General features: G+C 73.0%; 23 protein-coding genes. 8 read left to right on the forward strand and 15 right to left on the reverse strand.

Annotated features, from left to right (window positions below; genetic code table 11):
• Positions 1 to 55 precede the first annotated feature (55 nt).
• Both WME98_RS15330 and WME98_RS15335 read left to right on the forward strand, forming a co-directional pair.
• A complete protein-coding gene (locus WME98_RS15330) occupies positions 56 to 835 on the forward strand; it encodes a helix-turn-helix domain-containing protein (RefSeq protein WP_437951953.1) in 780 nt (259 codons plus the stop codon).
• Between the two features lie 17 nt (positions 836 to 852).
• Positions 853 to 1,281 carry a membrane spanning transport protein gene (locus WME98_RS15335; RefSeq protein WP_437951954.1) on the forward strand — a complete coding sequence of 143 codons (429 nt, stop codon included), beginning with the start codon at positions 853 to 855 and terminating at the stop codon, positions 1,279 to 1,281.
• 190 nt (positions 1,282 to 1,471) lie between these two features.
• On the opposite strand, the gene WME98_RS15340 is transcribed toward WME98_RS15335, so the two are convergent.
• Complete coding sequence (locus WME98_RS15340; protein WP_437951955.1) at positions 1,472 to 2,698, reverse strand: ROK family protein; 1,227 nt, start codon at positions 2,696 to 2,698, stop codon at positions 1,472 to 1,474.
• A 996-nt stretch (positions 2,699 to 3,694) separates the two neighbouring features.
• Between WME98_RS15340 and WME98_RS15345 the strand changes: the two genes are divergently transcribed.
• Together WME98_RS15345 and WME98_RS15350 are read left to right on the forward strand one after the other, a co-directional pair.
• Positions 3,695 to 4,630 (forward strand): Kazal-type serine protease inhibitor family protein, encoded by a 936-nt coding sequence (locus WME98_RS15345; RefSeq protein ID WP_437951956.1) that lies wholly within the window; start codon positions 3,695 to 3,697, stop codon positions 4,628 to 4,630.
• Positions 4,631 to 4,929: 299 nt separating this feature from the next.
• Positions 4,930 to 5,343, forward strand: a complete 414-nt coding sequence (locus tag WME98_RS15350; RefSeq protein WP_437333962.1) for a hypothetical protein — start codon at positions 4,930 to 4,932, stop codon at positions 5,341 to 5,343.
• Positions 5,344 to 5,423: 80 nt separating this feature from the next.
• Here WME98_RS15350 and WME98_RS15355 read toward each other — a convergent pair whose 3' ends face one another.
• From WME98_RS15355 to WME98_RS15395, 9 genes are all read right to left on the reverse strand, one after another.
• Positions 5,424 to 6,338, reverse strand: coding sequence for a metallophosphoesterase (locus WME98_RS15355; protein ID WP_061627196.1), 915 nt, complete (start codon positions 6,336 to 6,338; stop codon positions 5,424 to 5,426).
• A 286-nt stretch (positions 6,339 to 6,624) separates the two neighbouring features.
• On the reverse strand, positions 6,625 to 7,728 hold the full coding sequence (locus tag WME98_RS15360) for an alpha-hydroxy acid oxidase (RefSeq protein WP_437951957.1): 1,104 nt from the start codon (positions 7,726 to 7,728) through the stop codon (positions 6,625 to 6,627).
• Positions 7,729 to 7,924: 196 nt separating this feature from the next.
• Positions 7,925 to 8,938 carry an expansin EXLX1 family cellulose-binding protein gene (locus WME98_RS15365; protein ID WP_437951958.1) on the reverse strand — a complete coding sequence of 338 codons (1,014 nt, stop codon included), beginning with the start codon at positions 8,936 to 8,938 and terminating at the stop codon, positions 7,925 to 7,927.
• A 114-nt stretch (positions 8,939 to 9,052) separates the two neighbouring features.
• Positions 9,053 to 10,321 (reverse strand): hypothetical protein, encoded by a 1,269-nt coding sequence (locus WME98_RS15370; protein WP_437951959.1) that lies wholly within the window; start codon positions 10,319 to 10,321, stop codon positions 9,053 to 9,055.
• A gap of 246 nt (positions 10,322 to 10,567) precedes the next feature.
• Positions 10,568 to 11,206, reverse strand: coding sequence for a hypothetical protein (locus WME98_RS15375; protein WP_437951960.1), 639 nt, complete (start codon positions 11,204 to 11,206; stop codon positions 10,568 to 10,570).
• Positions 11,207 to 11,516: 310 nt separating this feature from the next.
• The gene (locus tag WME98_RS15380; RefSeq protein WP_437951961.1) at positions 11,517 to 12,161 is read right to left on the reverse strand and encodes a DUF2267 domain-containing protein; all 645 of its coding nucleotides are present in this window, start codon (positions 12,159 to 12,161) and stop codon (positions 11,517 to 11,519) included.
• A gap of 213 nt (positions 12,162 to 12,374) precedes the next feature.
• Positions 12,375 to 13,787 (reverse strand): hypothetical protein, encoded by a 1,413-nt coding sequence (locus tag WME98_RS15385; RefSeq protein ID WP_437951962.1) that lies wholly within the window; start codon positions 13,785 to 13,787, stop codon positions 12,375 to 12,377.
• On the reverse strand, positions 13,784 to 15,340 hold the full coding sequence (locus WME98_RS15390) for a YncE family protein (protein ID WP_437951963.1): 1,557 nt from the start codon (positions 15,338 to 15,340) through the stop codon (positions 13,784 to 13,786). The genes WME98_RS15385 and WME98_RS15390 overlap by 4 nt, the downstream gene beginning before the upstream one ends.
• A 208-nt stretch (positions 15,341 to 15,548) precedes the next feature.
• A complete protein-coding gene (locus WME98_RS15395) occupies positions 15,549 to 15,836 on the reverse strand; it encodes a hypothetical protein (protein WP_437951964.1) in 288 nt (95 codons plus the stop codon).
• 530 nt (positions 15,837 to 16,366) lie between these two features.
• Between WME98_RS15395 and WME98_RS15400 the strand changes: the two genes are divergently transcribed.
• A complete protein-coding gene (locus WME98_RS15400; protein ID WP_437951965.1) occupies positions 16,367 to 17,200 on the forward strand; it encodes a fibro-slime domain-containing protein in 834 nt (277 codons plus the stop codon).
• A 58-nt stretch (positions 17,201 to 17,258) separates the two neighbouring features.
• On the opposite strand, the gene WME98_RS15405 is transcribed toward WME98_RS15400, so the two are convergent.
• The 3 genes from WME98_RS15405 to WME98_RS15415 form a co-directional block, all read right to left on the reverse strand.
• The gene (locus WME98_RS15405) at positions 17,259 to 17,507 is read right to left on the reverse strand and encodes a hypothetical protein (protein WP_437951966.1); all 249 of its coding nucleotides are present in this window, start codon (positions 17,505 to 17,507) and stop codon (positions 17,259 to 17,261) included.
• A gap of 11 nt (positions 17,508 to 17,518) precedes the next feature.
• On the reverse strand, positions 17,519 to 17,752 hold the full coding sequence (locus WME98_RS15410; protein ID WP_061624140.1) for a hypothetical protein: 234 nt from the start codon (positions 17,750 to 17,752) through the stop codon (positions 17,519 to 17,521).
• A gap of 72 nt (positions 17,753 to 17,824) precedes the next feature.
• Positions 17,825 to 18,154, reverse strand: coding sequence for a hypothetical protein (locus WME98_RS15415; RefSeq protein WP_437333973.1), 330 nt, complete (start codon positions 18,152 to 18,154; stop codon positions 17,825 to 17,827).
• A gap of 206 nt (positions 18,155 to 18,360) precedes the next feature.
• Here WME98_RS15415 and WME98_RS15420 point away from each other — a divergent pair, with 206 nt between their 5' ends.
• A complete protein-coding gene (locus WME98_RS15420) occupies positions 18,361 to 19,494 on the forward strand; it encodes a PAS domain-containing protein (protein ID WP_437951967.1) in 1,134 nt (377 codons plus the stop codon).
• A gap of 31 nt (positions 19,495 to 19,525) precedes the next feature.
• Here the strand turns inward: WME98_RS15420 and WME98_RS15425 are convergent, their stop codons facing one another.
• Positions 19,526 to 19,978 carry a nuclear transport factor 2 family protein gene (locus tag WME98_RS15425; RefSeq protein WP_437951968.1) on the reverse strand — a complete coding sequence of 151 codons (453 nt, stop codon included), beginning with the start codon at positions 19,976 to 19,978 and terminating at the stop codon, positions 19,526 to 19,528.
• Between the two features lie 222 nt (positions 19,979 to 20,200).
• On the reverse strand, positions 20,201 to 21,676 hold the full coding sequence (locus WME98_RS15430) for an alpha/beta fold hydrolase (protein WP_437951969.1): 1,476 nt from the start codon (positions 21,674 to 21,676) through the stop codon (positions 20,201 to 20,203).
• A 142-nt stretch (positions 21,677 to 21,818) separates the two neighbouring features.
• Here WME98_RS15430 and WME98_RS15435 point away from each other — a divergent pair, with 142 nt between their 5' ends.
• Both WME98_RS15435 and WME98_RS15440 read left to right on the forward strand, forming a co-directional pair.
• Positions 21,819 to 22,721 (forward strand): helix-turn-helix transcriptional regulator, encoded by a 903-nt coding sequence (locus WME98_RS15435; protein ID WP_437951970.1) that lies wholly within the window; start codon positions 21,819 to 21,821, stop codon positions 22,719 to 22,721.
• A 191-nt stretch (positions 22,722 to 22,912) separates the two neighbouring features.
• Positions 22,913 to 24,028 carry a S8 family serine peptidase gene (locus WME98_RS15440; protein WP_437951971.1) on the forward strand — a complete coding sequence of 372 codons (1,116 nt, stop codon included), beginning with the start codon at positions 22,913 to 22,915 and terminating at the stop codon, positions 24,026 to 24,028.
• The last annotated feature ends 41 nt before the right edge of the window (positions 24,029 to 24,069 follow it).

A 24,069-nucleotide genomic window follows, 5' to 3' on the forward strand; every position in this document is an offset into this window, starting at 1 on the left:
GCGCTCCGCGGCTCCGCGCTTGCGCCGCCCGCGCCGGAGTGGTTCGCTGCTGCGCGTGACCGCGCGCGAGCACACGGCGCTTGTCGGCCACGGCGGTGTGCACGTCGTCGAGGGCGCCGGGGCGACGCGCCGCCACGCGCTCCACCTCGTCAAGCTGATGGTGCCCGTCGACGGTCCGCTCGAGGTCGACGTCGGGGGCGGGCGGCCGTTCGGGGTGCGCATGCCCGTGCTCACCGGCGCCGGGGTCGCCCATTCCGTCGGCGCGCCGGGCGCGACGGTCACGGTGTTCCTGCCGCCCGACGGGCTCGGCGCCGGCGCGCAGGCGGCCGCCCGAGGGCGGGCGCTGATCCTCGAGGGGGCGCAGGCCGATCGGGTGCGCGCGGCGGCGCGCGACGTGCTCCGCGGCCGGCTCGACCACGCGGCGGCGCGCGAGCTCATGCGCGCGTGCGCCCGGGCGTTCGCGCCGAGCGGCCCGCCGTGCGACCGCCGCGTGCTGCGCGCCATGCATCGCCTCGCGGAGCAGGCGCCGGCCCGCCCCGCGCTGGGCCCGCTCGCCGCAGCCGAGGGGCTCTCGCGCTCGCGGCTCTCGCACCTGTTTCACGACGCCTTCGGCCACCCGCTGCGCGACTACGTGACCTTCCTGCGCGTCATGTCCGCCGTCCGGGCGCTCGTCGACGGCGCCGCGCCGGCCCGGGCGGCGCTCGCCGGCGGCTTCCACGACCAGGCGCACCTGGCGCGCGCCGTCGCGGCCACGCTGGGCCGCACGCCGGGCTCCGTGGCGCGCAGCCACTTCGTACAAGCGCCGGCCTCGGCCGGGCTCATCGTGGTCCTCTGAACCCTCAAGGAGGACCCATGCCCCCTCGCGCTGTCGGCGCGGCCCGCGTCGCCCTCGGTCTCATCGTCCTGCTCGGCGGCATCAACGGATTCGTCCGCATCGTGCCGGTCCCCGAGCCGCTCCACCCGTTCGTCCAGCTGCTGCTCGACAGCGGCTACGTCTATGCCGTGAAGGCCGTGGAGATCACCGCCGCGGTCCTGCTCCTGCTCGACCGCCGCCGCCCCCTCGCGCTCGCGCTGCTCTGGCCGGTCGTGGTGAACATCGCGCTGTTCCACCTGCTGCTCGACCCCCGCGCCGGCATCAACGCCGTCATCCTGCTCGGCCTGCTCGGCGCGCTCACGTGGCACGATCGACACGCCTTCGCGCCGCTCCTCGCCGAGCGCCGCCCCGGATCGGCGCCCCCCGCGGGCAGCCCGGCCGGCGTGGAGCGCGCCTCGCCCGCGTAGCGACGCCACGCATGGGGGAGACGAATGAAGAGGATTGGAACCACAGAGAGCACAGAGGAAGAGAGAGATAGAGAGAGCTGGGGAGCAGAAGATATTATCTCTCCTTTTCTCTCCCTCTGTGCCCTCTGCGCCTCTGTGGCTCCAGCTCTCTTCCCCCCGTGGAGCCCCGGCGCTACGGCGCGCTGTCGCGCTACGGCGCGCTGTCCTGGAGCACGCCGTCGGGCACGAGGCGGAGCGAGCGCACCGCGCCCTCGCGCGCGAGCAGGACGGCGCCGAGCAGGCCGGCCTCGCTGCCGAGCGGAGAGGCGACCACCGGCACCGCCCCCGCGCGGACGGCGTGGCGCGGCAGCTCCTCGCGCACGCCTTCGAGCAGGATGTCGGGCGCGGCGAGCAGCTCGCCGCCCAGCACGACGAGCTGCGGGTTGAGCAGGTTCAGCAAGACCCCGATGCCGCGCGCGAGCCGCACGCCCGCCTCGTGGAAGATCGCGCGGGCGCTCTCGTCGCCGGCGAGCGCCGCGCCCGCGACGGCGCCGACCGCGTGCGGCCGGGGGAGCCCGGCCAGCTGGGGAGAGCGCGCCGACGCGACCTCGGCGGCGCGCCGGAGCGCCATGACCGAGGCGAACGTCTCCAGACAGCCCCGGCGACCGCAGCCGCAAGGCGGGCCGTCGTCAGCGACGCGGCAGTGGCCGATCTCACCGCTGTACCCCTGCATCCCGAAGAACAGGCGCCCATCGACGACGAGGCCCGCGCCCACGCCGAGCCCGACGTAGATCCACACGTACGACACCTGTCCTCGCGCGGCGCCGAGCTCCCCCTCCGCCACCGCCGCCGCCTGAGGCAGGTTGTACACGGGCACCTGCATGCGCAGCGCGCGGCTGAGCTCCGCGCGCAGCGGGAACCGCTCCCAGCCCAGGTTGGGCGCGAGCACGCACACCCCGCTCGGCCGCTCGATGAGCCCAGGCACGATGGCGCAGGCGCCGCGCAGCCGCTTCCGCGGCACCCCGCTCAGCTGCAGCACCTTCGGCAGCAGCTCGGCCACGTCGCGGACCGTCCGCTGCGGATCGCGGAGGACGGTCGGCTGGTCGAGGCGCGCCCGCAGCCGCCCGCGCGCGTCGGCCACGGCGACGGTCGTCTGCTCGACGCCGATCTCGATGCCCAGGTACGCCGCGCTGTCATCGTTGAACTCGAGGAGCCGCGCCGGCCGCCCGCCGCGCGACTCGGTCCCGACATCGCGGACGCTGCCGTTCTCGAGCAGCTCCTCGATGATGGCCGAGACCGTCGGCTTGGTCAGGCCGCTCAACCGCGCGAGGTTCGTGCGGGAAATCGGCCCGTGTTCCTGCACGAGATCGAGGACGAGGGAGCGGTTCAGCTCCCGAGGGGTGCGGTTGCTAGCCGTCTTGTCGTTCGCACGGGCCATTCGAGCAGACCGAGACTTAGCCGTTCTCGCGCAGTGAAAGCAAGGGGCGTCACCACCGCGCCGCCACGAAGCGCGCGCGGCGCGCCGCCGCCGGGCAACCCGCGCGCTGACCGCACCTGGCCTCCCCTCGCGCCCCGCGTCCCTCTCCTCCCCTGCCCTCCCCCTCTCCTCCCGCTCACTTCCCTTGGTTTCCTCCCTCGCTCGCCGCGCGCCACTGCGCTCCACACCCCGGGGCGCCGGCGGATCGCCGGAGCCGTTATGTCATCATCACACTTGCTGAGATCGGGCATGCGTCGCGGGTGCCCCCTCCAGGTCTTCCGCGTAGCAAACTGCCCCGCAGCGCGGGATGTGATCGTACGATGAGCGCCCCCTGTGTGGCGGAACGCCTCATCCCCGCGTGTGAGGTGGGAACAGGGGGTGCGCGCGGTCTTCTCGCCGTCCGCCCCGCCCGGCCCTCCCCGGACCCGACGACCGCCGCGCTCCGCCGTGCCGTGACGCCGCAGAAATCGGCGGCGAGCGGACTCATCTCTTCTCGCGGGGAACGCTGATTGCAAACGGCCCACGCGGGAGGCGAGCAGACGTTGAGTCGATGAGAGCTGACGACGTGGATGAGTGAGGGAGAGCGATCGTCAAGGCGCTGGCGTGCGGACATACAGACGCACCACCGCCCCAGGTCGGGCGAGGACTCGACGGCATGGAGGATAGGGCGACATCGCGGCGAGGCGCGTCGCGCATGGGGGCCGTCGCGCGAGGCGGCTCGGCGCGCTTTTTCAGGGGCGATTGACGGGTCCTCGATGGGGTCCGGGCGACCGCTTGCCTGAGAGGGCGGACGAGGCGGCTCGCCCGGCGGCTGCGCTGGCGCTGCCGCTCGCGCGCGATTCGCATTTCCGAGGAGACGCCCGGAGCGCTGGGCGTGTCTCTTCACGAGGAGTGTGCACGATCATGAAGATGGTAGATGTTCTGGGAGCTGTTCTCGCTGTAACGCTCGCTGGCTGCATGGCATCATCCGACGGTGCCGAGGGCGCGGATCTAGAGGAGACCGGGACAGCGGAGGGCGCGCTCAGGCTGAGCGACGTGGCGGTCGTCCCCGTGTATTTCGATCACGAGAACCGTTTCACGGTCGACCGGGAGCGGTCGGTCTACGCGCACTTCACGAGCCATCCGGGCAGGACGCTCACGCTCGAGCTGCAGCCGATCGCCGGGGGCCGGAGCGCCGCGGTCGACTTCAGGCTCCACGAGGTCACGAGCGAAGGGAGGCTGAAGCACATCCGGCGGCTCAGGGACGGCCGGGGGCAGGCCCTCGCGACGTGGGAGAGCCGGGGCACCGGGTCGTACGTCGTGCAGGTCCTCGCGCCGCGGGCGCCCGTCGAGGTGGAGCTCCGGCTCTCCTGCGGCGCCGACGTCTGCTCGCCCGTCGCGCAGCCGGGCGAGATGTGCGCCGGCATCGCGGGCATCCGCTGCGCGGAGGGACTGTATTGCGACTTCGCCCCCGAGGCGAACTGCGGCGCTTACGACCGCAGCGGCACGTGCGAGTTCGTGCCCGAGGTGTGCAGGCAGGATTACGATCCGGTCTGCGGCTGCGACGGCCTGACGTACGGCAACGACTGTGTCGCGGCGACGGCCGGCGTCTCGGTGAGGAGCCTCGGGGAGTGCGGCCCCACGGTGGTGGGTCTCGGCGAGAGCTGCGGCGGCTTCACCCTCGGCGGGCTGCGCGTCTGCGGGGACGGCCTCTACTGCAAGTACGCGCCCGACGCGATCTGCGGGCGCGCCGACGCGGCCGGCACCTGCGCGGAGAAGCCCGAGGTCTGCACGAAGGAGCTCGCGCCCGTGTGCGGCTGCGACGGCCAGACGTACTCCAACGCGTGCGTCGCCGCCGCGAGCGGGATCTCCGTCGACGCGCGGGGCGCGTGCGACAGCCCGCCTGTCGAGTGATCGCCCCCGGCGCCTCGCCCCTGCCCGCCCCGGCGGCGCCGCGGGCCCCCTGACGCCGCCCCGCGACGGCGCGGCCAAGCGGCACGCGCCCGCGCCGCCCGGGGCCGCGCTCCAGGCAATCTGAATTTTTTCAGCCCCATTTCTATCTGCCTGTCCGATCGGCGCGTCGTCGCCTCGTCCGGCGGGGGCGTGTGTCCCTTGGCGCTCGCGCGCGCCGCGCGCGCGGCGTAGATTGATTGGGTACAGCGCTCGACGTCCATTTCCTGGCTCTCTGGGGGCGCGAAGCGCAGGAGAACGACATGCTCGTATCGCCGCTTCCCGTCGATGTCCGCCACGAGTCCGAGCGAGGCAGCATCGAGATCTCGTATCCGGGGCGCCATCTCATCTACTACCGCCTCGCGGGGCACATCGACGCATCGCTCGTCCCCGGCCTCGTCAAGCCCACGTTGCACGCCATGGCGCTCCACGGGCACATCGACGAGTTCATCGATTGCACGCGGATGACCGGCTACGATTCGATCGTCCGTGTCCGCATGGTCGAGTACCTGCGCGCCGCGCGCGAGAGCGGCTCGGTGCTCCAGCACGTGCTCGTCGGCACCAAGATCGTGACCCTGGGCGTCTGGCTCGCGAAGCTCGCCGCCGGCGGCATCGACATCTACCACGATCGCGCCGCGTTCGAGGCCGCGCTGGGCCGCGCGCTCTACCCGAGCTGACGCCGCGCGAGCCGCCGCAAACCTCTCCCCCGCCCCAACCGTAGCCGCCGGAGAGGGGGGCCGGGCCAGCCTGGTGCGACCTAGGGCTGTCCCCCCGCGCTCCCCTCGCCGTGCCGGTGCGCCCGCGCGCGCCGTTCCCGGTTCCTCGCCACCCGCGCCGCCCGGCTCGCCACGAGCTCCGGCGACGGCTTGCGCCCGCGGAGCGGCAGCTGCTCGGCGTGGTGCTCGTCGAACGACCCCGGCTCGCTGCCCAGCTCGAAGATCGCGACCTCGCGCTGGCCGCGCTCGCCGAGCCGCAGCGGCATCACCGCCGCGCCGATCCCCGCCCCCACGTAGACCGCCCCCTGGCCGGGCTCGCCCCGCTTGCGCGTCCCGTAGAGCCCGTGGATGTACCGGTGCCCCGCGATCTTGCCGATCGAGAGCTCGTTCAGGCGCGCGACCGTCACCTGGCCCGCGTGCGTGTGGCCCGAGAGCACGAGCGGGATGCCGTGGCGCCAGAGGCCGTCCGCCTCCTCGGCGATGTGCGAGAGCCCCAGGGTCGGCAGATCGCGCCGCATCCCCTTCACCGCCTTCTCGCGCGACGCGTGGCCGGTATAGGCGTCGTCGAGCCCCACCACCTGGAGCCGCTCGTGGCCCAGCGTGATCACCGTGCTCGCGTTGCAGAGCACCGCGGCGCCGCCCCGCTCGAGCGCGCGCTTCACCGCGTCCGCGCCCGACCAGTGATCGTGATTCCCCAGCACGGCGATGACCGGCGCCTCGAAGCCGCGCACCACCTCTTCCAGCTGATCGAGGTAGAGCTGGCTGTGACACACGAAGTCGCCCGTGAGCACGACGAGATCGGGCCGCTGCAGGTTCGTCAGCGCCACGGCCGCGCGCTGCACCCGCACCGACGTCACCCGGCCGACGTGCTGGTCGGTCAGGTGGGCAATGCGAAGCGACGACACCTGCTCGAGGTAAGCCGCCGGCCCGGCGAAGCGCCGGAGGCGAATCCCCATGGTCGTGTCCGCTCCCTCGGAGTCCGGCCCCCCACCCGAGGCGCCAGCGCCTCGCCGGAAGAGCCCCCGCCACCGCTCCCTCGCAGGTACTGCACCGCTCACGGCCGCCGAGTGTACGGGTGAGGTCGAGTGGCCGCCACCTTTTCTTTCGTCGGAGACGCCTTGATGCCGGGGAGCGCAGCAATCTGACGAGCGCGCGCTAGTCTGACGAGCGCGCGCTGGTCTGACTAGCGCGCTCGGCAGCGCTGATCTTGGAAAACTCCGCGCTCGTGCGACTCGGCATCCCTCATCGGGCCTGAGCCCGGCGAATCAGGTCGCGATCGATGGAAGCCAGGGTGGGACAGCCGGCGAGCGCCATGGCCATCGACAGCTCATCGCGCAAGCCCCCGAGCACGCGCGCGACCCCCTCGCCGCCGAGCGCGGCGAGTCCCCACAGGACTGGCCGCCCGACCAGCACCGCGCGGGCGCCGAGCGCGATCGCCTTGAGCACGTCCGTACCCCACCGGACACCGCCGTCCATCAGCACCAGGCACCGCCCGGCGACCGCGTCGGCGACGGCCGGGAGCACCTCGATCGTCGCGGGGGCGCCGTCGAGCTGCCGCGCGCCGTGGTTGGAGACGACGACGCCGGCCGCGCCGGCCCCGAGGGCGCGGACCGCGTCGTCGGGCCGGACAATGCCCTTGAGCAGGATGGGGAGTTTCGTGATCGAGCCGAGCCACTCGACATCGCGCCACGTGAGCGAGGCGTCGTGTCGCGAGGCGACGTAGGCCGCGAGCAGGGAGCCCCGCTCCGCGGCGGGGGCCGCCGCGGCGACGTCGAGGAGGTTCGCCATCACGAGCCCCTCGGGGAGCGCGAAGCCGTTGCGCACGTCCGCGATCCGGCGGCCGAGGAGCGGCGTGTCGACGGTGAGCATCAGCGCCCGGTAGCCCGCGGACTCGGCCCGCTCGACGAGCGCGCGCGTGAGGCCTCGGTCCTTGTGGACGTAGAGCTGGAACCACTTCGGCCCCGGCGAGGCCTCGGCGACCGCCTCGAGGCTCGTCGTCGAGAGGGTGGAGAGCGTGAAGATGGTGCCGAGCTCGGAGGCCGCCCGCGAAGAGGCGATCTCGCCGTCGGGGTGCGCGAGGCGCTGATAGGCGGTCGGCGCGACGAGGATGGGGAACGGGACCGTGGTGCCGAGCAGGGTCACGCTCATGTCCCGCGCGGCCACGTCGACGAGGACGCGATAGTGAATCTGGAGACGCCGGAACGCGTTGCGGTTCTCCCGGAGCGTCCTGCCCTCGTCGGCGCCGGATCGGTAGTAGTCATAGGCCATCTTGGACAGGCGGGCGCGCGCTGCGCGCTCGAAGTCGTCGACGGTGAGCAGCGACGGGGCGGGGCGAGGCTCTTGCACGGCGTTCTCCTGAAAAGCGCGGCGACGCGTCCTGGCCGCGGGCGCCGGCCATCTTACCAGGAGCGACGCTCAAGCACGAACAGGCGAACGCGCTGCGCGACGCGAGCCACGCCGCGCCGCACGCGGGGCGCGTCCACCGCTGGGCCTCCGGGCGGCCGCCCTCAAGCGGCGGCCCGGAGGCGCGATCGGTCAGTCGTCAGTTGCAGGCGGGGAACTGAGCGCTCGCGGGCTGTTCCCCGCCCTTGAGCTCGAGCATCGCTTCCACGGTGGAGCCGTTGATGTCGGTGGCGCGGACATGGTACGGCGCATTCCCCATGTCCCCGTCGCCGACGACGAAATAATTGTACGACTGCCGCGTGGCCGTCTGCCACGTGCCGTTGATCTCCACCTCGACCTTCTCGATCGGGTGCGCGTGCCCCTCGACGAGGATCTCGTTCCAGTACCTGTTGGTCGCGTCCTTGAGGCGGAAGGTGACGGGCGTCGTCGTCGGGCAGGGGATGTACCGCCAGGAGATCTTCCCCGCCGCGCCGCCGTTGGTGGTCCCGAGGTACCCCTCGCGCTCTTCGCCGATCTTGAGAAAGGCGTTCTTGCTGAGATCGATGTGGCCCCTCACGCACTTCGGGTTCGTGGCGATCGGACACTGGTCCACGACCATGGCCTGCACCTTGCGGCCGTCGTCGCGGGAGACCTCCACGCACGCGCCGCACATCCCCGCGCTGTTGTAATCCTCGGTGTTCATGGCGGCGAAGTACTGGCCTCCGCCGAACGGCACGTGCGCGACGACGTCCGGGTTCCGCCCCGTGATCTGGTAGCTGCAGTTCACCTCGGTCGAGCCCATGTCGAGCGTGTAGAAGGTGATGGAGCCGTTCGCGTGCTCCGCGGGATAGTCGCAGCTCACCGACGCGCCGCCCGCGCCCGTGGTGGCGGTGGTGGTGGCGGCGGTCGTGTTGCTGGGATCGCCGCTGCTCGTCGAGGTGGCGTCGGTCGTCGTGGAGCTGCCCGGGCCAGCGCCGGCGCCCGTCGTCGCGCCGCTCGCGCCCCCTGAGCCGGCCGCGCCCGCGCCGCCCTCCCCGCCGGTGGCGCTCGCGGTCGAGGTGCTCTCCGTACCGCCAGCGTCGCCATTCCCGTCGTCGCCGCAGCCCGCAACGCCGAGCGCGATCAGCGACAAGAGCGGCCATAAAATGCCCGTGGGCACGTAATCCAGCTTCATCCAGGCTCCTTAAGGTTTATGATAGGGGTGGATCCGCGAATCAACGCGACTGGATTACGCCAGGAGGGCCAATCGCGCAACAGCGCGTCGGCGCTGCAAATGCGGCTGCGGGTTTCACGGCCCCACGGCGCGCTGCTCGATGAAGGTGCCGGCGCCCGTCGTGTACGCGATCCACAGCGAGCCGTCGCGATCCGCCTCGACGGCGACGTGCTTGAACGATTTGCCCTCCACCGCGAGGCAGCGCGGCTGAAACCGCCCTTCGGCGTCGAGCTGGCCGAGCTCGAGCGCGTGCGGCGATCCGGGCTCGCGCGCGGTCGGCCGGACCCGGGCCACGCGGATCGGCGAGACGCCCTGTGTGGCCGCGATCGGCGCGGGGCTCAGCCCGTTGGGGTAGAGCGACCAGACGGCCGGCATGTCGTCGCGCGGCGCCTGGTCGATGCGGATCGCCGCCATGCCGAACGCCGACATGTCCTTGGACGCCGGGAGGAGCGCGAAGGCCGGCCCGTCGGCGCCGATCGCGAGCGCGCCGCCCATGCGCGACTCGCCTGCGTCGCCGACGAAGAGCACCGCGTCGGGCCCGAGCTCGAGCTTGCCCTCCGGCGTGACCCCGACCGTGCGGGCGTGCACCGGCGTCAGCGCCGAGCGCGCGTCGATGTACATCGCGAGCGCGCCGCCCTTCCACGGCGACAGCGCCACGAAGGTGGCGCCGCTGCCCTCCTCGGAGAGCGGCACGGCGGGCTTGTCGTCGAGCACCGCGAAGGCCTGGGTCACGGCGCCCTCGCTCGTCTTCCGGTCCGAGAGGAAGGCGAGGAGCGTGTGCCCTCCGGGCAGCGGGATGGCGGAGATCCCGGTGCCGCGGCGCCCGGCGCCGATGGGTGGCCCCTCGCCTCCCCACAGCGGGGTCCTCCGGATGGTGCCGCCGTGATCCATGCAGAACACGAACCGCGAGGCCACCGCGCACGCCGGCCAGGAGGCGCGCGCCGGCTCTCCGCCGGCGGCGCCGGCGTCAGCGGCGCCGGCGTCGGGCGCGGCCTCCCGGGGCGGCGAGCCCGGGGCGGCGAGCCCGCTGGACGCCGGCATGGCGAGCGGGCCGAGCGCCGGCGCGACGTGCTGCGCCACGCCGTCGCGGTTGAAGATCACGCGGAAATCCGCGCGGGCCGCGTCGTCCGGGGTCCAGAGCAGGGCCGGCCCGCGGAGCGAGAGCGAGAGGGGCCCGCGCCGGAGCTTGCAGCCCGCGCCGGGCGCTGCGGCTGCGGCGTCCGGTGCTGCGGCGTCCGGTGCTGCGGCGTCCGGTGCTGCGGCGTCGGGGGCTGCGGCGTCGGGGGCTGCGGCGTCGGGGGCTGCGGCGTCCGGTGCCCCTGCGTCCAGCGGCGCGGCGATCACTGCGGACGCCGCGCTCGCGGTAGGCGCGACGGAGGGCGACGGTGCGGCAGCGCCCGCATCCGGCGCCGGCCCGGCGCCCGGCGCACCCGAGCCGCCACGACAGGCGGCGAGCGCTGCCAATACGATTGCGCACGAACGCGGGGACGGGCAGCTCATCGCCGCAGCCAGACTCCGGGCAGGGCCAGGACGTTCCCTGTGCGCATGCAGCAGCTATCTCCGAAGAGACCCTTGCCTGGCCAACTTCGCTCAGCTCAGGTCGTCGAGCACCTCGGCGAGCGACGCGGCGACGATGGCCCGCTCCAGCCACCGTTCCAGGATCTCCGGATTCTTCTCGGCCAGGATGCGCTCCCGCGCCACGTCCGGCACGGCGATGCCGCGAACCCGGAGCGCCGTCAGCACGGCGCGCGCCGCTTCCTCGGCACGGCCCTCGTCGCGGCCTTCCTTCCGCTCCTCGGCGCGAAGCTTCCTCTCATAATCCTCGAACCACGCCCGGATCTCTGCGCTCACCTCGTCCTCCTTGTCGGTCGCCGGCTCCTGTCCTCCGAGCCGGAAGTGTACCAGCAGCGGCTTGACGATGCTCTTCTCCCAGGCATCGTCCGGCAGCGCCGCGAGATCGGCCAGCGCCTCGCGCAGGAGGCGGCCCGAGCCGAGCAGCCGCAGGAGCAGCGTCGCTCGCGTCCGGGGCAGCTCCGCGAGCACCACCACGCGCATCGAAAGGCCCGGCACGGCGTGGTAGACGCCTGGTTGCACCGGCTCGCAGCGGTAGGCGTCGAGCACCGTCTCAGGGCGCCCCGGGCCGATGACGACCAGCGCAGGGAAGTCCACCGCCGGCTGCGGCGGCGCACCACATGGGCCACCACAAACGACGTAAGAAGACGAATTCATCAACCCGCGAAAGCGCCACGAATAACGGGTCGTGCCTGCAACGACTCGTTGAACCACAAGCGTTTACCGGCAGTGGGAGCGAATCGTTTTAAATTCGCCCTCAGTCGTCGCGCGCCGCGGTGAACATGCACACAGACGTCACGAGCCTCGTCATTCAAGAGCGAATCGACGCCGAGATACTCATGGATGATGAAATCGAACGGGCAGACGCGGACGAGCCGGGCTCGATTTTCACCCGAGGACTCGAGAACATCTGGATGGATTGAGGAACACAACAGCAACAAGCCTGTTTCCCACCCAGGCGGCGTCATCAGCGCTGCGTCTCGCTGACCGGACGCTCGGGGCCGGGCCGCCCCTCCGCCAGCGTGTCCCCGAGGCGCTCCTGCGTCAGCCCCCGGCTGCTCGACAGCTTGGTCTCCGCGTGCGGCTCGTCCGATCGGGCGACCGACCCCGCGTGCGCCGTCGCGGGGTGCGCCTCGCTCAGGGGGTGACGGCTTCCGGGCCTTCCCGTGGCGAGCGTCGAGCCATGACCGACCTCGGGCGGCGCCGGTGCGTGCACCGGCCGCGGCGGGGGCGCTCCGGCCGCGCGCGGCGTGAAGAGGTCCGCCCAGTCCGGCAGGTGCCGCTGGAGCCTCAGGCGCTCGGCCTCGGGCAGCGCCTCCCCGATCACCTGGCACACGGCCTGGGCGTGCTCCATGCCGAAGCGGCGCGGCGCGCCCTCGCGACGGGCAACCCGGTCGTAGAGCTCATCGCGATCGAAATCGCCCTGGTACGCCGCGCCGCGCACCGCGGCGGCGACCGGCCCCGGCAGCCCGCCCGCGACCGCGACCGCCTCCTGCTCCAGCAGCCGCTCGCCCAGCGTCCGCGCGGTCACCGCGATCGCGCGCTCGGCCTCGTCACGGCCCTCGAAGCCGGCGCGGCGCCGCACCTCCTCGACGAAGCGCTCGTAGTCCATGATGCACCTCCCTCGTGGCGTGATCTTGTGATGTCCGTGCCACGGCGGGACTGGTCCCCCGACGCGAGCCCGGGAGGGGCAGCGGCGAGCCGAGCCCGAGCCGAACATCCACATCAGCTCGCCGGCACTCCGGATCGGGAGCGGGAATCTGGAGCGGTTCTCGGCTGGGACGGAGACACCGTCCTCCGTCTCTCGTGATGCGCCCGGGCCGACCTACTGCTCGAGCACCGTGATCGACCGGTCCCAGTACGACGCGACCACCGCCCGCGCGCCGTCCTTCGAGACCGCCACCGCGCACGCGCCCTTGCCGGTGGGCAGCGACGCGACGACCCTCGGCGGATCCCCCGCGATGACCGCGACCCCGCTGCCCGTCGGCGGCCACTGCGTCCCGCCGAGCGCCACGAAGAGCGTCTTCCGATCCGGCGACGTCACCCCCGTCCGCGGGACCCCGCTGAGCTGCAGCGTGCTCTTCACCGCCATCGTCGAGAGGTCGATGACGCTCGCCGTCCGCGCGTCGGCGTTGAGCGTGATGCCGTACCGATCCTCGTGGAGCAGGAAGCCCGCCGTCGGACCGACGCCGACGGGCGCCTTCCGCGTCTCGGTCACCCCGGCGACGCTCAGCAGGATCGCCGTGTTGGACAGCCGATCCGGGAAGAACACGGCGCCCCCGTCCAGCGTGATGTCGCCCTCGCGCGGCTCGCGCCCGACTGCGATGCTCCGCCGCGTGGCGCCGAACGGCGACTCGCTCGGGTCGAACAGGTCGATCCAGGCGCCCGCCGGGCGGCCGGCGTGCGTCAGCGCGCCGAGCGCCGCGATGTAGGGGCGCCCCTCGGCCTGCACCAAGAACAGCTGCCCCGTCGCGTGCGGGAGCGTGATGTTCGCGAGCCGCACCCCCGTCGGCAGCTCGAACTTCGTCACCCGCTTCGTGTCCGTCGTCGCCGCGACCACCGTCCGGCCATCCGGGAGCGCCACGATGTCGCCCGGCGTCCGGCCGACGTCGAGCAGCACCGGATCGCGGTCCCACGCCGTCGTGTCCATCACCGGGATCCGCGCGGCGTCCTCGTGCCGCAGCACCGCGACGTAGCGATCGAACAGGAGCCGGATGTGATCGCCCTGCGCCGGCACCGACGCCTTGTGGATGATCTCGCCGCTCTCCAGCGTGTACTCGCGCAGCGAGGCGTCGTCGCCGCTGACGTAGACCGACGCGCCGCTCGGGTTGAAGACGACGTCGAGCGGGTGCACGTCCCCGATCCGGAAATCGCGGGCGCGCCAGCGGCCCTTCGGCTCGGGGTGCGGCGGCGGGGGCACCGGATCCGGGCCGAACGCCGCGGGGTTCGGCGCGTCGTCGGGCGCGCTCACCGAGGCGTCGCCCTCCGGCTCGAGCGCGGTCAGCGGCGGCGCCTCGCCCACGGGCGACTTCAGGCTCGTGATCGTGGCGATGATCACGGCCGCGACGCCGCTCGCCACCGACACCGCGGCCCGCGCGAGGCGCGGCTCGCGGCCGGAGAGCGAGGCGGCGGACCCGCGGTGACGCTCGCCGAGCCACGCCTTGCAGGCGCGGCACTTGCGCGCCCCCTCGACGATCCGGGCGCCGCAGCTCGGGCACGGGACGCGACGCTCGCTCATTGCAGCACCCACGCGACCTTGGCGCGGTCGCCGAGCGCGAGCGCCGAGCCGCCGTCCGGGGCGAGCCGGATCCGCGTCGGCTCGCCGCCGAGCGGGTGGACCTTCGCCGCGTACGTCTTCAGATCGACCAGCGCCACCGAGCCCGCCTCGTCGCCGCTCAGCGCCACCACCGCCTGCGCCCCGTCCGGCGCGACCGCCATGTCGAGGGCGCGGCCGGGGAACGTGACGGCGCGGAGGAGCTCGCGCTTCGAGAGGTCGAAGACCTGGATCGCGCGCCCCTCGTTGCACCGCACGATGGCGCGCCGGTCGCTCCGGACGAGCTCGATCTGCTCCGGCTCGCGGCACGTCGTGATGCGCGCCTCCTGCCGCACCGCGCCCGACGGGAGCCAGGTGAGCGGCACCAGCGTGTTCTCGGCCCGAAGGGCGACGAACCCCACCGAGCCGTCCGGGCTCATCAGCGCGCTGGCCGGGTTGCCCACCATCGAGGTGCGCACGCGATCCTGCTCCGAGCCGAGCCGGCTCGGGTCGAACGGATAGGCGACGCCCCCCGACGGCTCGCGCTGGCCGGGCAGCGGGAGCTGGCCCGTCGTCGTGATCGCCCGCGTGCCGCTGTCGTCGACCGCCACCGGGCGCACCGGGTCGTCGCCGAACTGGATGCGCTCGATCTCGGCGTGGTACTCGGTCGCGAGGATCGCGACGGCGTGCGCCTCGGGCAGCGAGGCGAGCGCGCGCCGACCCGAGGCGCCGACCTGGATGTCGCCCACGGCCTCCCCGAGCTCGATCGTCTTGAGCAGCCGCGTCGTGGCGGCGTCGATCACGTAGATGCGCGACGGCGAGGTCGCGTAGACGACCTCGCCCACGCGGTGGAGGCGCCGCACGTTGGGCGCCTCGGTGACGAGGCTCAGCGCCTCGCCGGTCCGGGAGCTGCGCACCTCCAGGCCGGAGGACAGCGCGACCGCGAAGCGATCCCGGTCGAGCGGGAGCGCGTCGAACGCGTCCTTGGGCAGCGAGAAGGGCCCGGCGACCGAGGGCGCGTCGACGAGGTGGCCGACGTTGTTGGGGCGCTGCCAGACGCAGCGGCCGAGCTGGCACGACTCGCCGCTCCAGCACGGCGCCCCGCACACGGGGGCCGGCGGAGGGACCGCCGACGCGGCCCGGGACGGCGCGAACCGGTGGGGCGCCAGGTAGCGCAGGGCGCCGCCGGTGCTGATGAGCCCGAGGATGGCGCCGATCGTGACGAGCGGGCGCCAGTGGAGGGAGAGCCAGCTCGCGTCCGGGGGGGCGTCGGGGACCGAGGGCGCGCGCACCGACCGCTTCGACCCGTCGGTCGGCTCCCCGCACTCGGGGCAGAGGACGACCCCGGCGACGATGCGCTCGAGGCAGACGGGGCAGCTCGCCTCATCGGCGGCGGGCGCGGCGGGCGACCGGCGCGACGGCGGCTCCGGCTCCGACCACTGCGCGGGCAGCGGGGTCGCCTCGGCGGCGTGGCGGGCCTCCCGCGCGTCCGCGGCGCTGGAGGCGGGCTCGATATCGCTCCGCGTCTCGTGGTCCACTGCGCACCTGCGTCTTTTCCGTGACGAGCGGTCCCCGAGTACTCCGAGCGTACCCGGATGTCGAGCCCCTCGTCGCAGCGCGGCGCGCGCAGCGACGCCGCGAGCCGCGTAGAAACTGACGCACGGAGAAACCGCGCTGCTGTCGGGAAGACGCGCGGCCGGACGAGCGTTACCGCTGGATCAGGCGAGCGTGGCTGTGGCCGCCAGCTCAGGAGTCGGCGGGCGGCCGCTGGATCGCCGCAACATCGGTGTAGTCGGATTGCCCGACGGGCTCGCGCCCGTCCTTGGGCGCGGAGGGCGAAATGCCGGCGGGTCGGTCCGCATAGGCCTCATCGCCATCGCCCGGCTCCGCGTCGTCGTCGGGGGGCTCGGCCGGCGGATCGAGCCCGGGGCCGTGCCCGATGTCCTCCGGCGGCGCGCCGTGCGCGGCGTGACCTTCTGCCCCGGTCTGCGCGGCCGTCCGCTCCGCGGCGTCACGTCGTTGATCGATCATCATCGCTTCCTCCTTCCGCATTCCGCGTCTCGTTCTCCGCAAGCAATCCTGGATCCAGGCTCGCGGCGCTCCCTGCGGGCGAAGCGCGCCCGCGACGCCGGACACAGCCGCGCATGCGGTCGAGGCCGGCCCGCGAGCTCGGCGGCGCGCGCCGCACGCCCGCGCCGGACGGCCCGCCCCGGCAGCCCGCTCCGAGCGAGCGCTCGCCCCGTGGCGGCTCTCCGGGAGGCGCCGCCCGGGTCGACACCGGTCCTCGCAACGGCGATGAAATTATCGTATGGGATCAAACAATCCCGCCCCTCGGATCGCGGGGCCTCTGGCCACGATCGTGCGGCGAGCAGCGATGATAGAAAATACCAGCTTCAGCGAATCCCCAGGCGCATCTACGTTGTGCGATTCTATCGGATGACGCACAACGTCAGCGTACATGCGAGGCGGCCTCATGCTATTTTACCGTCAGGGCTTCGGGACGGCATCTTAACGCGAGGTTGGCGATGAAAAATACTGTGGGTGGCTTGGCGGCGATTGCGCTTGTGGGCTTGCTGAGCGCGTGCAGCGCGGCGCCGAATGAGGGCGAGACCAGCGGCGGCCGGACGTCCGCGAACGGCCCCGGCGGGCCTGGGCCCACGGGGACCGGGGGATACGATGAGAGCTTCGGCTCGGTCAATCCGAGCGGCGGCGTCGGCGGCGGCGGCGAGATGCCCGGCGGGAACCAGCAAACCGGCGAGTCGTGCGACGGCAGGTTCACCGGCCGGGTGCGCGATTTCAAGGAGGAGCACCCCGACATGGAGCCGCAGGACTCCGGCAAGTGCGTCGGCTGCGACGACCATGAGATCGTCACCGACACCCTCGGACCGGACCTGAAGCCCGTCTACGCCGGCGCGGCGGACGGCACGAGGAGCACGACCGGCAAGGAGGCCTTCGACCAGTGGTTCCGCGACCTGGAGGGCGTGAACATGCCGATGAACATCACGCTGCAGTTCGAGGACCCCGACAACGACGGCGTGTGGACGTACAGCGACCAGGAGTTCTTCCCGATCGACAACGCGCTGTTCGGCAACGAGGGGCGGCAGCACAACTACCACTTCACCTTCGAGATGCACATGGGCTTCGAGTACAAGGGGGGCGAGCGGTTCACGTTCGCCGGCGACGACGACGTCTTCACGTACATCAACGGGAAGAAGGTGGTCGACCTCGGCGGCGTCCACGTCGAGCAGACCGAGGTCGTCAACCTGGACGATCTCGGCCTCGAGGTCGGGCAGACATATCAGCTCGACTTCTTCTTCGCCGAGCGCCACGTGACCGACTCGCACTTCCGGATCGAGACCTCGATCGAGTTCATCAACTGCGGCGTCGAGGTCAAGTGACGCCGGCGAGCGAGCGCGATCGGCCGGCGCGGCCGCCCGGCGGCTCGCCAGGTGCCGCCTAGTCGTCGCAGACGAACTGCAGGGGGAAGCTCTCGAGCACGGCGCAGTCCGAGCCGCACTCCATGTGACAGTCCATGCAATCGCCGTACGACCTCTGGTCGGCCGTGGCCACCGGGCCGACCAGGGCGTCGCACGTCGCCCTCGCCTCGTCCGCGTCGTAGCCGCCGCCGCAGCCGAGCGCGGCGCCCCCGAGCGCGCCCGCGAAGAGCACCGCGACGACCCACGAAGCTGCTCTGCTCTTGCTCATGATGCTCCCTCTCACTCGGCGCAGGTGAATGTCTGGGGGCAGGCCCCCGACGGCTCGCAGTCGTCGCCGCACTCCTCGTAGCAGCTCACGCACGCCTGGTAGCTCTCGTCGGTGGCGCAGGACGGCACCGCGTCGCGCAGCTGATCACAGCGCTCTTGCGACGCCTGCGTCGAGAGCCCCCCGCAGCCGGACGCGAGCGTGATCAGCGAGAGCAGCACCGTGCCAATACCCAGCCTTCGAGCCATCGTCGCCTCCCTTCGAGTCCCCCGAGCGTAACCGAAATGTCGCGGTGGGGCGCGGGTTTCCGCGCGGCGCGCTCAGCCCGCCGGCCGCGCCGCTGGGGCGAGCCCGTACGTCCCTGCGCCGCTCACCTGAATCCACGCGCGCGTCACCTGGATGGGGCGCCCCGCCCGCGCGACGGCGGCGGCCGCCTCCGCGAGATCGCGCGCGCACGCGGCGTGCAGGTCGTCGGTCGTCTCGTGATCCTCCGCCGAGCGGCGGATCCAGACCGCGGTCGACGGCATCGCCGCGCCCTCGTGCCTGTCCTGCCAGCGCCTGCCGACGAGGTGCGCCCGGAGGAGCTTCCTCGCGTCCGCGGGCGTATCCGGGTGAAGCTCGTAGACCATCGTCGCGATGAATGACCTCATGCGCCCGAGCCTGCCGGAGCGACGCCCGCCCGTCCAGACGGCGGCCGCTGCGGGGCGCACGCGCGGACGCGCGGATGCGCGGACGTCAGCCGAGCGCCGCGCGGCGCAGCGGCGCCCGTCCCGCTCGCCCGATCGCCGGGTTGCATTCGAACGTAAGCGAGCTTATGCCTTTACGGCCAGCGGCTCTATCGAGCTGGGGGTGCCGAATGACGCTTGATGAACGCCTTGCCCCGCTCGCTTCCTCCAGCCTCGTCACGCTGGTCCTGGATCCGGAGCACCTGCGCTTTCGCTGGGCCAACGCCGCGGCGGTGCGGCTCTGGAACACCGCGAGCGTGGAGGAGCTCCTGGCGCGCGATCTCTCGGACATGTCGCCGGCGGCGCAGACGCGTCTCGCGGGGTATACCGCCCGGTTTCGAGAGGGCCAGACGGCACAAGAGACGTGGACCGTGTACCCGGGCGGGAAGCCTGTGCCGCTCCGGGCGTTTTTTTCTGGCATTGACCTGGATGATGGGCGCCAGGGCATCTTGATCCAGGCGCTGTCCGACGACGGGGCGCCGGAGGCGGAGCGCGCCCGGAGCGTCGAGGCGCTGCGCCATTCCTCGGTGATGGTGACGTTGCTCGACGCGCAGGGGGGCGTGCTGCTGCACAACCCGGCGGCGCTGCGCGCCTTCGGCGAGAGCGCGCCGTTCGCGGAGCGCTTCGTCGACGAGTCGCTCGCGCCGGCGCTCGTGGAGGCGGTCGCGCAGGGACAGGTGATCTCGCGCGAGACGCGGGTGCGGACGCTGCAGGGCGATCGGTGGCACGTGGTGGAGGCGCGCCCGGTGCCGGATCCGGCGACCGGCGAGGCCGCCATGCTGGTGCAGCACACGGACGAGACCGAGCTGCGGGAAGCCGAGGAGACGGCGGAGGCGCGGGCGAAGCTGGTGGCGGAGCTGGCGGGGGCGCTCGACCTCGTCGAGCAGCAGAAGGAGGAGATCCTGGCGCTGTCGGCGCCCATTCTGGAGGTCGCCACGGGGACGCTGGCGCTTCCGGTGATCGGCGCGCTCGACGGGGGGCGGAGCGAGGAGATGGGGGCGCGGCTCCTCCGGGCGGTCGTGGAGCGGAGGAGCCGCAGCGTGATCCTGGACCTGACGGGGGCGGCGACGGCGGACGCGGCGGTCGCGGAGCATATCGCGCAGCTGGTGCGGTCGATCCGGCTGCTGGGGGCGAGGCCGATCGTCACCGGGGTGCAACCGGCGCTCGCGCAGGCGTTCGCGGAGGCGGGGGCGGACCTGTCGGGGGTGGTGCTGCTGCGGAGCCTGCGGGATGGGATACGGGCGTCGGCGCGGGGGTGGGGCTAGCAAGGCGCCGAGCGTCGGCCCCGGCCATGGTTCACCGCCCCACGTTGTAGCTCGCCCCGAGCGCGTCTCCGAACGCACGCTGCAGGACGATGGGATCGAAGTACTCGTAATACTCCGCGATCTGCCCGCTCTGGATCACGAAGAGCGCGGCGTAGGTGTTGTTGTAAGAGCCGCCGGACTTGAGCCGGATCTCGCCACGGTAGGTCACGAAGAACCGAGACGGGTCGACCATGTCGTGGACGACGCGGTCGGGGAACCGCATGCTGGCGAAGTTGTCGGGCATGCCCCGGTATTGATTGAAGATCGCGGCCCGCCCCTCGAGCCTCTTCGGGAAGCCCTCCGGAGAGAAGGGCATGATCTGCGTGCCCTGCTCGGCGAAGAGCTCGGAGAATCCGCGGATGTCGAACGCCTCCAGCCGGGCGAAGAAGGCATGGACGACGGCGCGGTTCGTCTCCCGCACCTCCGATGAGCTCGAGCTGGACATGACTTCCTCCGTGGGCCTGCGCTGCGGCGAGGCGCAGCTGGGGGTCGAGATGATGAAGAGAGACAACACCGCAAACTTGAGCGCGCGTCGCATGGCTTCCTCCATGGCGCCAGCCGGCGTTGCGGCCGGCGGCGACACCGACACGCCGCACCGCCGGACGGGCGGGATGCAAAAAGGGTTGATCGGCGCAGGTCGCGCTTCCCCGGCGCGCCTGCCGCCGGCTCAACGCGCAGCCAGGGTCGCGCGCAGGTGCGCGGCGGCCTCCTGGCTCGCGCGCTCCACCGTCGCCGGGTCGTCGTAGAAATGGAACTGCGTTCCAGCCGTCCACACCACGCGCGGCGCCGCCGGCATCGCGGCCGCGAAGCGCTTCGCCCCGTCCGGAATGGCGCCCTGCTCGGAATGGACGATGAGCGTCGGCGCGCGCAGGCGCGGCGCGCTCGCGAGCGCGTCGAACTCCAGCCACCCGGGCCACGACATCACCGCGAATCGATTCCCCCACTGCGGGATCCCGCCGCGGCGCACGTCCAGGTAATAGTCGAATTGCCCGACCATCGCCGCGCTCGAGTCGGTCATGCTCACGGCCGGCACATAGCTGACCTCGCCCATCGCCGCGAAGCGCGCGCGCGCCTCCCTCCCCTTGCGCACCCGCTCGGCGACGCCCTCCGGCCCGCCGTACACCGAGGCGGCGAGCGCCGCGTCGTGGAGCCACGGGGCGACCATCACCACGCTCTTCACGCGCGGGTCGTCCGCCGCCTCCGCCGCGACGTATCCGCTGCTGGCGCAGACGCCCACGAGCCCGAGGCGGTTACCGTCGACGGCGGGGTGCGCCGACAGGAACGCCACCGCGGCGCGGAGGTCCTCGATCTTCCGCGCCGGCGACTCCTCATGACGAGGCGCCCCCTCGCTCTCGCCGAAGCCGCGAAAGTCGAACGTGAGCGCCGCGAATCCGGCGGCCGCGAGGCGCTGCGCGTACAGCGAAGGCATCTGCTCCTTCACCGTCGTCCACGACCCGAGCACCGCCACCGCGGGCACGCGCTCTCCCTCCCGGGCGCTCGCCGGCAGGTGCAGGACGCCCACGAGCTCCGCGCCCTCGCTCGGAAAGCGCACGTGCTCGACGCGGTATTCGGGCGCCCGCGGGGCGGGGAGGCCCGCCCGCTCGCGCGCGCGCTCGAGGAGCGCGGCGTTCCCCGTCGACTCGCCGGGGATCATGCGCATGCGCGTCACCTTCCACCCCGAGGCCGTGCGCGCGAGCTCGTGCTCGTAGCGGCCGGCGAGGCTCCAGAGCTCGCCGCCCGCCGCGCCGGCGAGGTGGTGAGCCGCCTGGAAGCGCGAGCGCACGCGCGCGAGATCGGGGTCGACGAAGCTCACCTGCTCGTCGCGGATCGCGTGCTGGGTGCTGTCGAACGCCGACAGGAGCGGCTGCCACCGGGAGACGATCTCCTCGGGCGTGAGCAGCTCGGGAATGCCGTAGTCGAGCACGACGCGCCCGGCGAACGCCGAACGCACCGTGTCCCACTGGCGCAGATCGGCGCCTCGGGCGACGTTGTGGATGGTCTCCAGGATGGCGGATCGGTCTCTCGTCGCGTTCTGCATGGGGTTCTCCTTCGCGCCGGGCTGGACGGCGCTGGTCGGGCTGCCACAGGCGGTGAGCGCCAGGGCGAGAGCGGCGATGGCGGCGCGGGCTCCGGTGGTCGTCATAGGGGCTCCTGATCGCGCCGTGAGGGTGCGCCCGCGCGGCGCCCCGCGCTTGAACGAAGCCCGCGCGCGCCGTTGAAGAAACCTGCGCGGAGGGGACCTGCGCCGTTCGCCTCGCGCCGCCAGGGCAGATAAAGTCGGGCGGGTGAGAGGTCGCAGCGCGGTCCCGTTCGTCGCCTCGAGCTCGTCCGAGCCCGTCGACGCGCTCGCGTCGGCGCGCATCCACGTCTCCAGCGCGCACCTGGGCTGGCCGGAGGTGCACGTCGAGGTGGGGGAAAACCCGTCGTGGGACGTGCACGATCTCACCGTGCGCGCGCATTACCTCGCGCTGAACACCGACCCTCACGCGCTGACCTTCGAGGCGGTCGTCGACGGGCGCCCCCGCGAGATCACCCTCGCGCCAGGGCAGCTCTGGTTCTGCCCAGCCGGGGAGTCGTTCACGCACCGCGTGGCGGCGCCCGCGAGCTTCGCCATCGTCACGCTCGAGCCCGAGAAGGTGCTCCGCGTGCTCGGGGGGCCCGAGGAGCGCGAGCTCAGGCGGGCCTACTCGGTCGATTCCCCCCAGCTGGAGCACCTCGTCCGCGCCCTCTCGGCCGAGGCCGAGCGCGGGGGCCCGAGCGGGGCCGTGTTCGTCGACGCCCTCGCCACGGCGCTGGCCGTGCAGATGGCCGCGACGTTCGCCGTGAAGGCGGCGCCCGCCCTCGCGGCGCGCGGCGGGAAGCTGTCGCGGGGAGATCTCCAGCGCGTGCTCGAGCTTGTGGACGCGGAGCTCGGCGAGGGGCTCACGGTCGAGCGCATGGCCGACGCCGCGGGGCTGAGCGCGGCGCACTTCGCCCGCGCGTTCCGCCGATCCCTCGGCGTCGCCCCGCACCAGTACGTCATGCGGCGGCGCCTCGAGCGCGCCCGGCAGGCGCTCGAGGCGCGGGACGCCGATATCCTCAACGTCGCGCGCCGGCTGGGCTTCGCGGACCAGGCCCACCTGACCCGGCTCTTCAAGCGTGAGTTCGGCGTGACTCCGGGACAGTACATGCGCGATCGCGCCCGGTGACGCGACAGGCGCCCAGGCCCGACGGGCCGAGCTGCCTTGTGGCTCGCGCCGCCGTGGCGACGACTCGCATCGTTCTCATCGCCATCGCCCTCGTCGCCACCGCAGCTCAGCTCGCTCCCTCGCACGGAATCCCGCGCTCCACGGCGCGGGCGAGGGCCTCGGCGGCGAGCCGCTGAGCTAGCATGGCGCCGATGTCGCTCGATCACCGGCGCATCCTGCCCATCGCGGACCGGCTCCACGCGGAGCCCGGCTATGCAGGCCGGGATGTGACCATCGCCTTCCTCGACTCCGGCTTTTACGCCCACCCGGACCTCGTCACGCCGCGCAGCCGCATCCTCGCCTACCACGACCTCTTCGCCCCCGAAGCGGACCTCTCCGCGCTCGAGCGCCCCGACGTCTCGTCGTGGCACGGCATGATGACCTCGGTGGTCGCCGCCGGGAACGGCGCGCTCTCGGGCGGGCGCTTCCGCGGGCTCGCCTGGGAGGCGAACGTCGTGCTGGTCAAGGTCGGCTCCGCGCACCGCATCGTCCACGACGACATCCGCAGGGGCATCGAGTGGGTGATCGCCCACCGCGAGCAGCACCGGATTCGCGTGCTCAACATCTCGTGCGGCGGCGATTACGAGGAGTCGTACCTGACCGGCGGCCTGTCGCGCGCGGCCGACGACGCGACCCGCCACGGCATCGTCGTCGTGGCGGCCGCGGGCAACGCGGGGCACGACGCCGCGCACAACGTCCTCCCGCCGGCCAGCGCGCCGAGCGTCGTCGCGGTCGGGGGGCTCGACGACGGCGGCGCCGGGGAGCAGACGTGGCACTACCACTCGTCGTACGGGCTCACCCTCGACGGGCTGCAGAAGCCCGAGATCATCGCCCCGGCGATCTGGCTGGCGGCGCCCATCCTGCCCGGGACGCCGACCGCGGCGCAGGCGCAGCTCCTGTCGCTGCTCGACGGCGCGCGGGACGAGGATCTGCCGGGGCTGCTCGTCGAGCACGCGTGCGTCGATCCGGACCTCGACGCCGTCGCCGGGCGCGAGCCGTACCTCGTGCGCCAGCTCGCGGCCGCCAAGCTGCGCGACCAGAAGGTGATCTCCGGCCACTACAAGCACGTGGACGGGACGAGCTTCGCCGCGCCGATCGTCAGCAGCGTCGTGGCGCAGATGCTGGAGGCGAACCCGCGCCTGTCCCCGCAGCAGTGCCGGCGCATCCTGATGAAGACCGCGCGCGGGCTGCCCGGCATCCCGCTCGAGCGGCAAGGCTGGGGCGTCGTGCAGCCCCGCGCGGCCGTGGCCGCGGCGCGCGCCGCCTGAGCGGGGCCGCGCTCCGGGACGCGCCCGGCCGCGGCGCCGAG

Source organism: Sorangium sp. So ce296 (genome assembly GCF_051529605.1).
GTDB classification, from domain to species: Bacteria; Myxococcota_A; Polyangia; order Polyangiales; family Polyangiaceae; genus Sorangium; species Sorangium cellulosum_D.

Excerpts from the sequence above, each read along its gene's own strand:
- WME98_RS15420 (WP_437951967.1), top strand. The coding sequence starts at position 18,361 with ATGACGCTTGATGAACGCCTTGCCCCGCTCGCTTCCTCCAGCCTCGTC.
- WME98_RS15345 (WP_437951956.1), top strand. The coding sequence starts at position 3,695 with ATGGCATCATCCGACGGTGCCGAGGGCGCGGATCTAGAGGAGACCGGG.
- WME98_RS15355 (WP_061627196.1), bottom strand. The coding sequence starts at position 6,338 with ATGGGGATTCGCCTCCGGCGCTTCGCCGGGCCGGCGGCTTACCTCGAG.
- WME98_RS15395 (WP_437951964.1), bottom strand. The coding sequence starts at position 15,836 with ATGATGATCGATCAACGACGTGACGCCGCGGAGCGGACGGCCGCGCAG.
- WME98_RS15385 (WP_437951962.1), bottom strand. The coding sequence starts at position 13,787 with ATGAGCGAGCGTCGCGTCCCGTGCCCGAGCTGCGGCGCCCGGATCGTC.
- WME98_RS15430 (WP_437951969.1), bottom strand. The coding sequence starts at position 21,676 with ATGACGACCACCGGAGCCCGCGCCGCCATCGCCGCTCTCGCCCTGGCG.
- WME98_RS15440 (WP_437951971.1), top strand. The coding sequence starts at position 22,913 with ATGTCGCTCGATCACCGGCGCATCCTGCCCATCGCGGACCGGCTCCAC.
- WME98_RS15410 (WP_061624140.1), bottom strand. The coding sequence starts at position 17,752 with ATGGCTCGAAGGCTGGGTATTGGCACGGTGCTGCTCTCGCTGATCACG.
- WME98_RS15340 (WP_437951955.1), bottom strand. The coding sequence starts at position 2,698 with ATGGCCCGTGCGAACGACAAGACGGCTAGCAACCGCACCCCTCGGGAG.
- WME98_RS15405 (WP_437951966.1), bottom strand. The coding sequence starts at position 17,507 with ATGAGCAAGAGCAGAGCAGCTTCGTGGGTCGTCGCGGTGCTCTTCGCG.
- WME98_RS15415 (WP_437333973.1), bottom strand. The coding sequence starts at position 18,154 with ATGAGGTCATTCATCGCGACGATGGTCTACGAGCTTCACCCGGATACG.
- WME98_RS15350 (WP_437333962.1), top strand. The coding sequence starts at position 4,930 with ATGCTCGTATCGCCGCTTCCCGTCGATGTCCGCCACGAGTCCGAGCGA.
- WME98_RS15380 (WP_437951961.1), bottom strand. The coding sequence starts at position 12,161 with ATGGACTACGAGCGCTTCGTCGAGGAGGTGCGGCGCCGCGCCGGCTTC.
- WME98_RS15365 (WP_437951958.1), bottom strand. The coding sequence starts at position 8,938 with ATGAAGCTGGATTACGTGCCCACGGGCATTTTATGGCCGCTCTTGTCG.
- WME98_RS15425 (WP_437951968.1), bottom strand. The coding sequence starts at position 19,978 with ATGTCCAGCTCGAGCTCATCGGAGGTGCGGGAGACGAACCGCGCCGTC.
- WME98_RS15375 (WP_437951960.1), bottom strand. The coding sequence starts at position 11,206 with ATGAATTCGTCTTCTTACGTCGTTTGTGGTGGCCCATGTGGTGCGCCG.
- WME98_RS15335 (WP_437951954.1), top strand. The coding sequence starts at position 853 with ATGCCCCCTCGCGCTGTCGGCGCGGCCCGCGTCGCCCTCGGTCTCATC.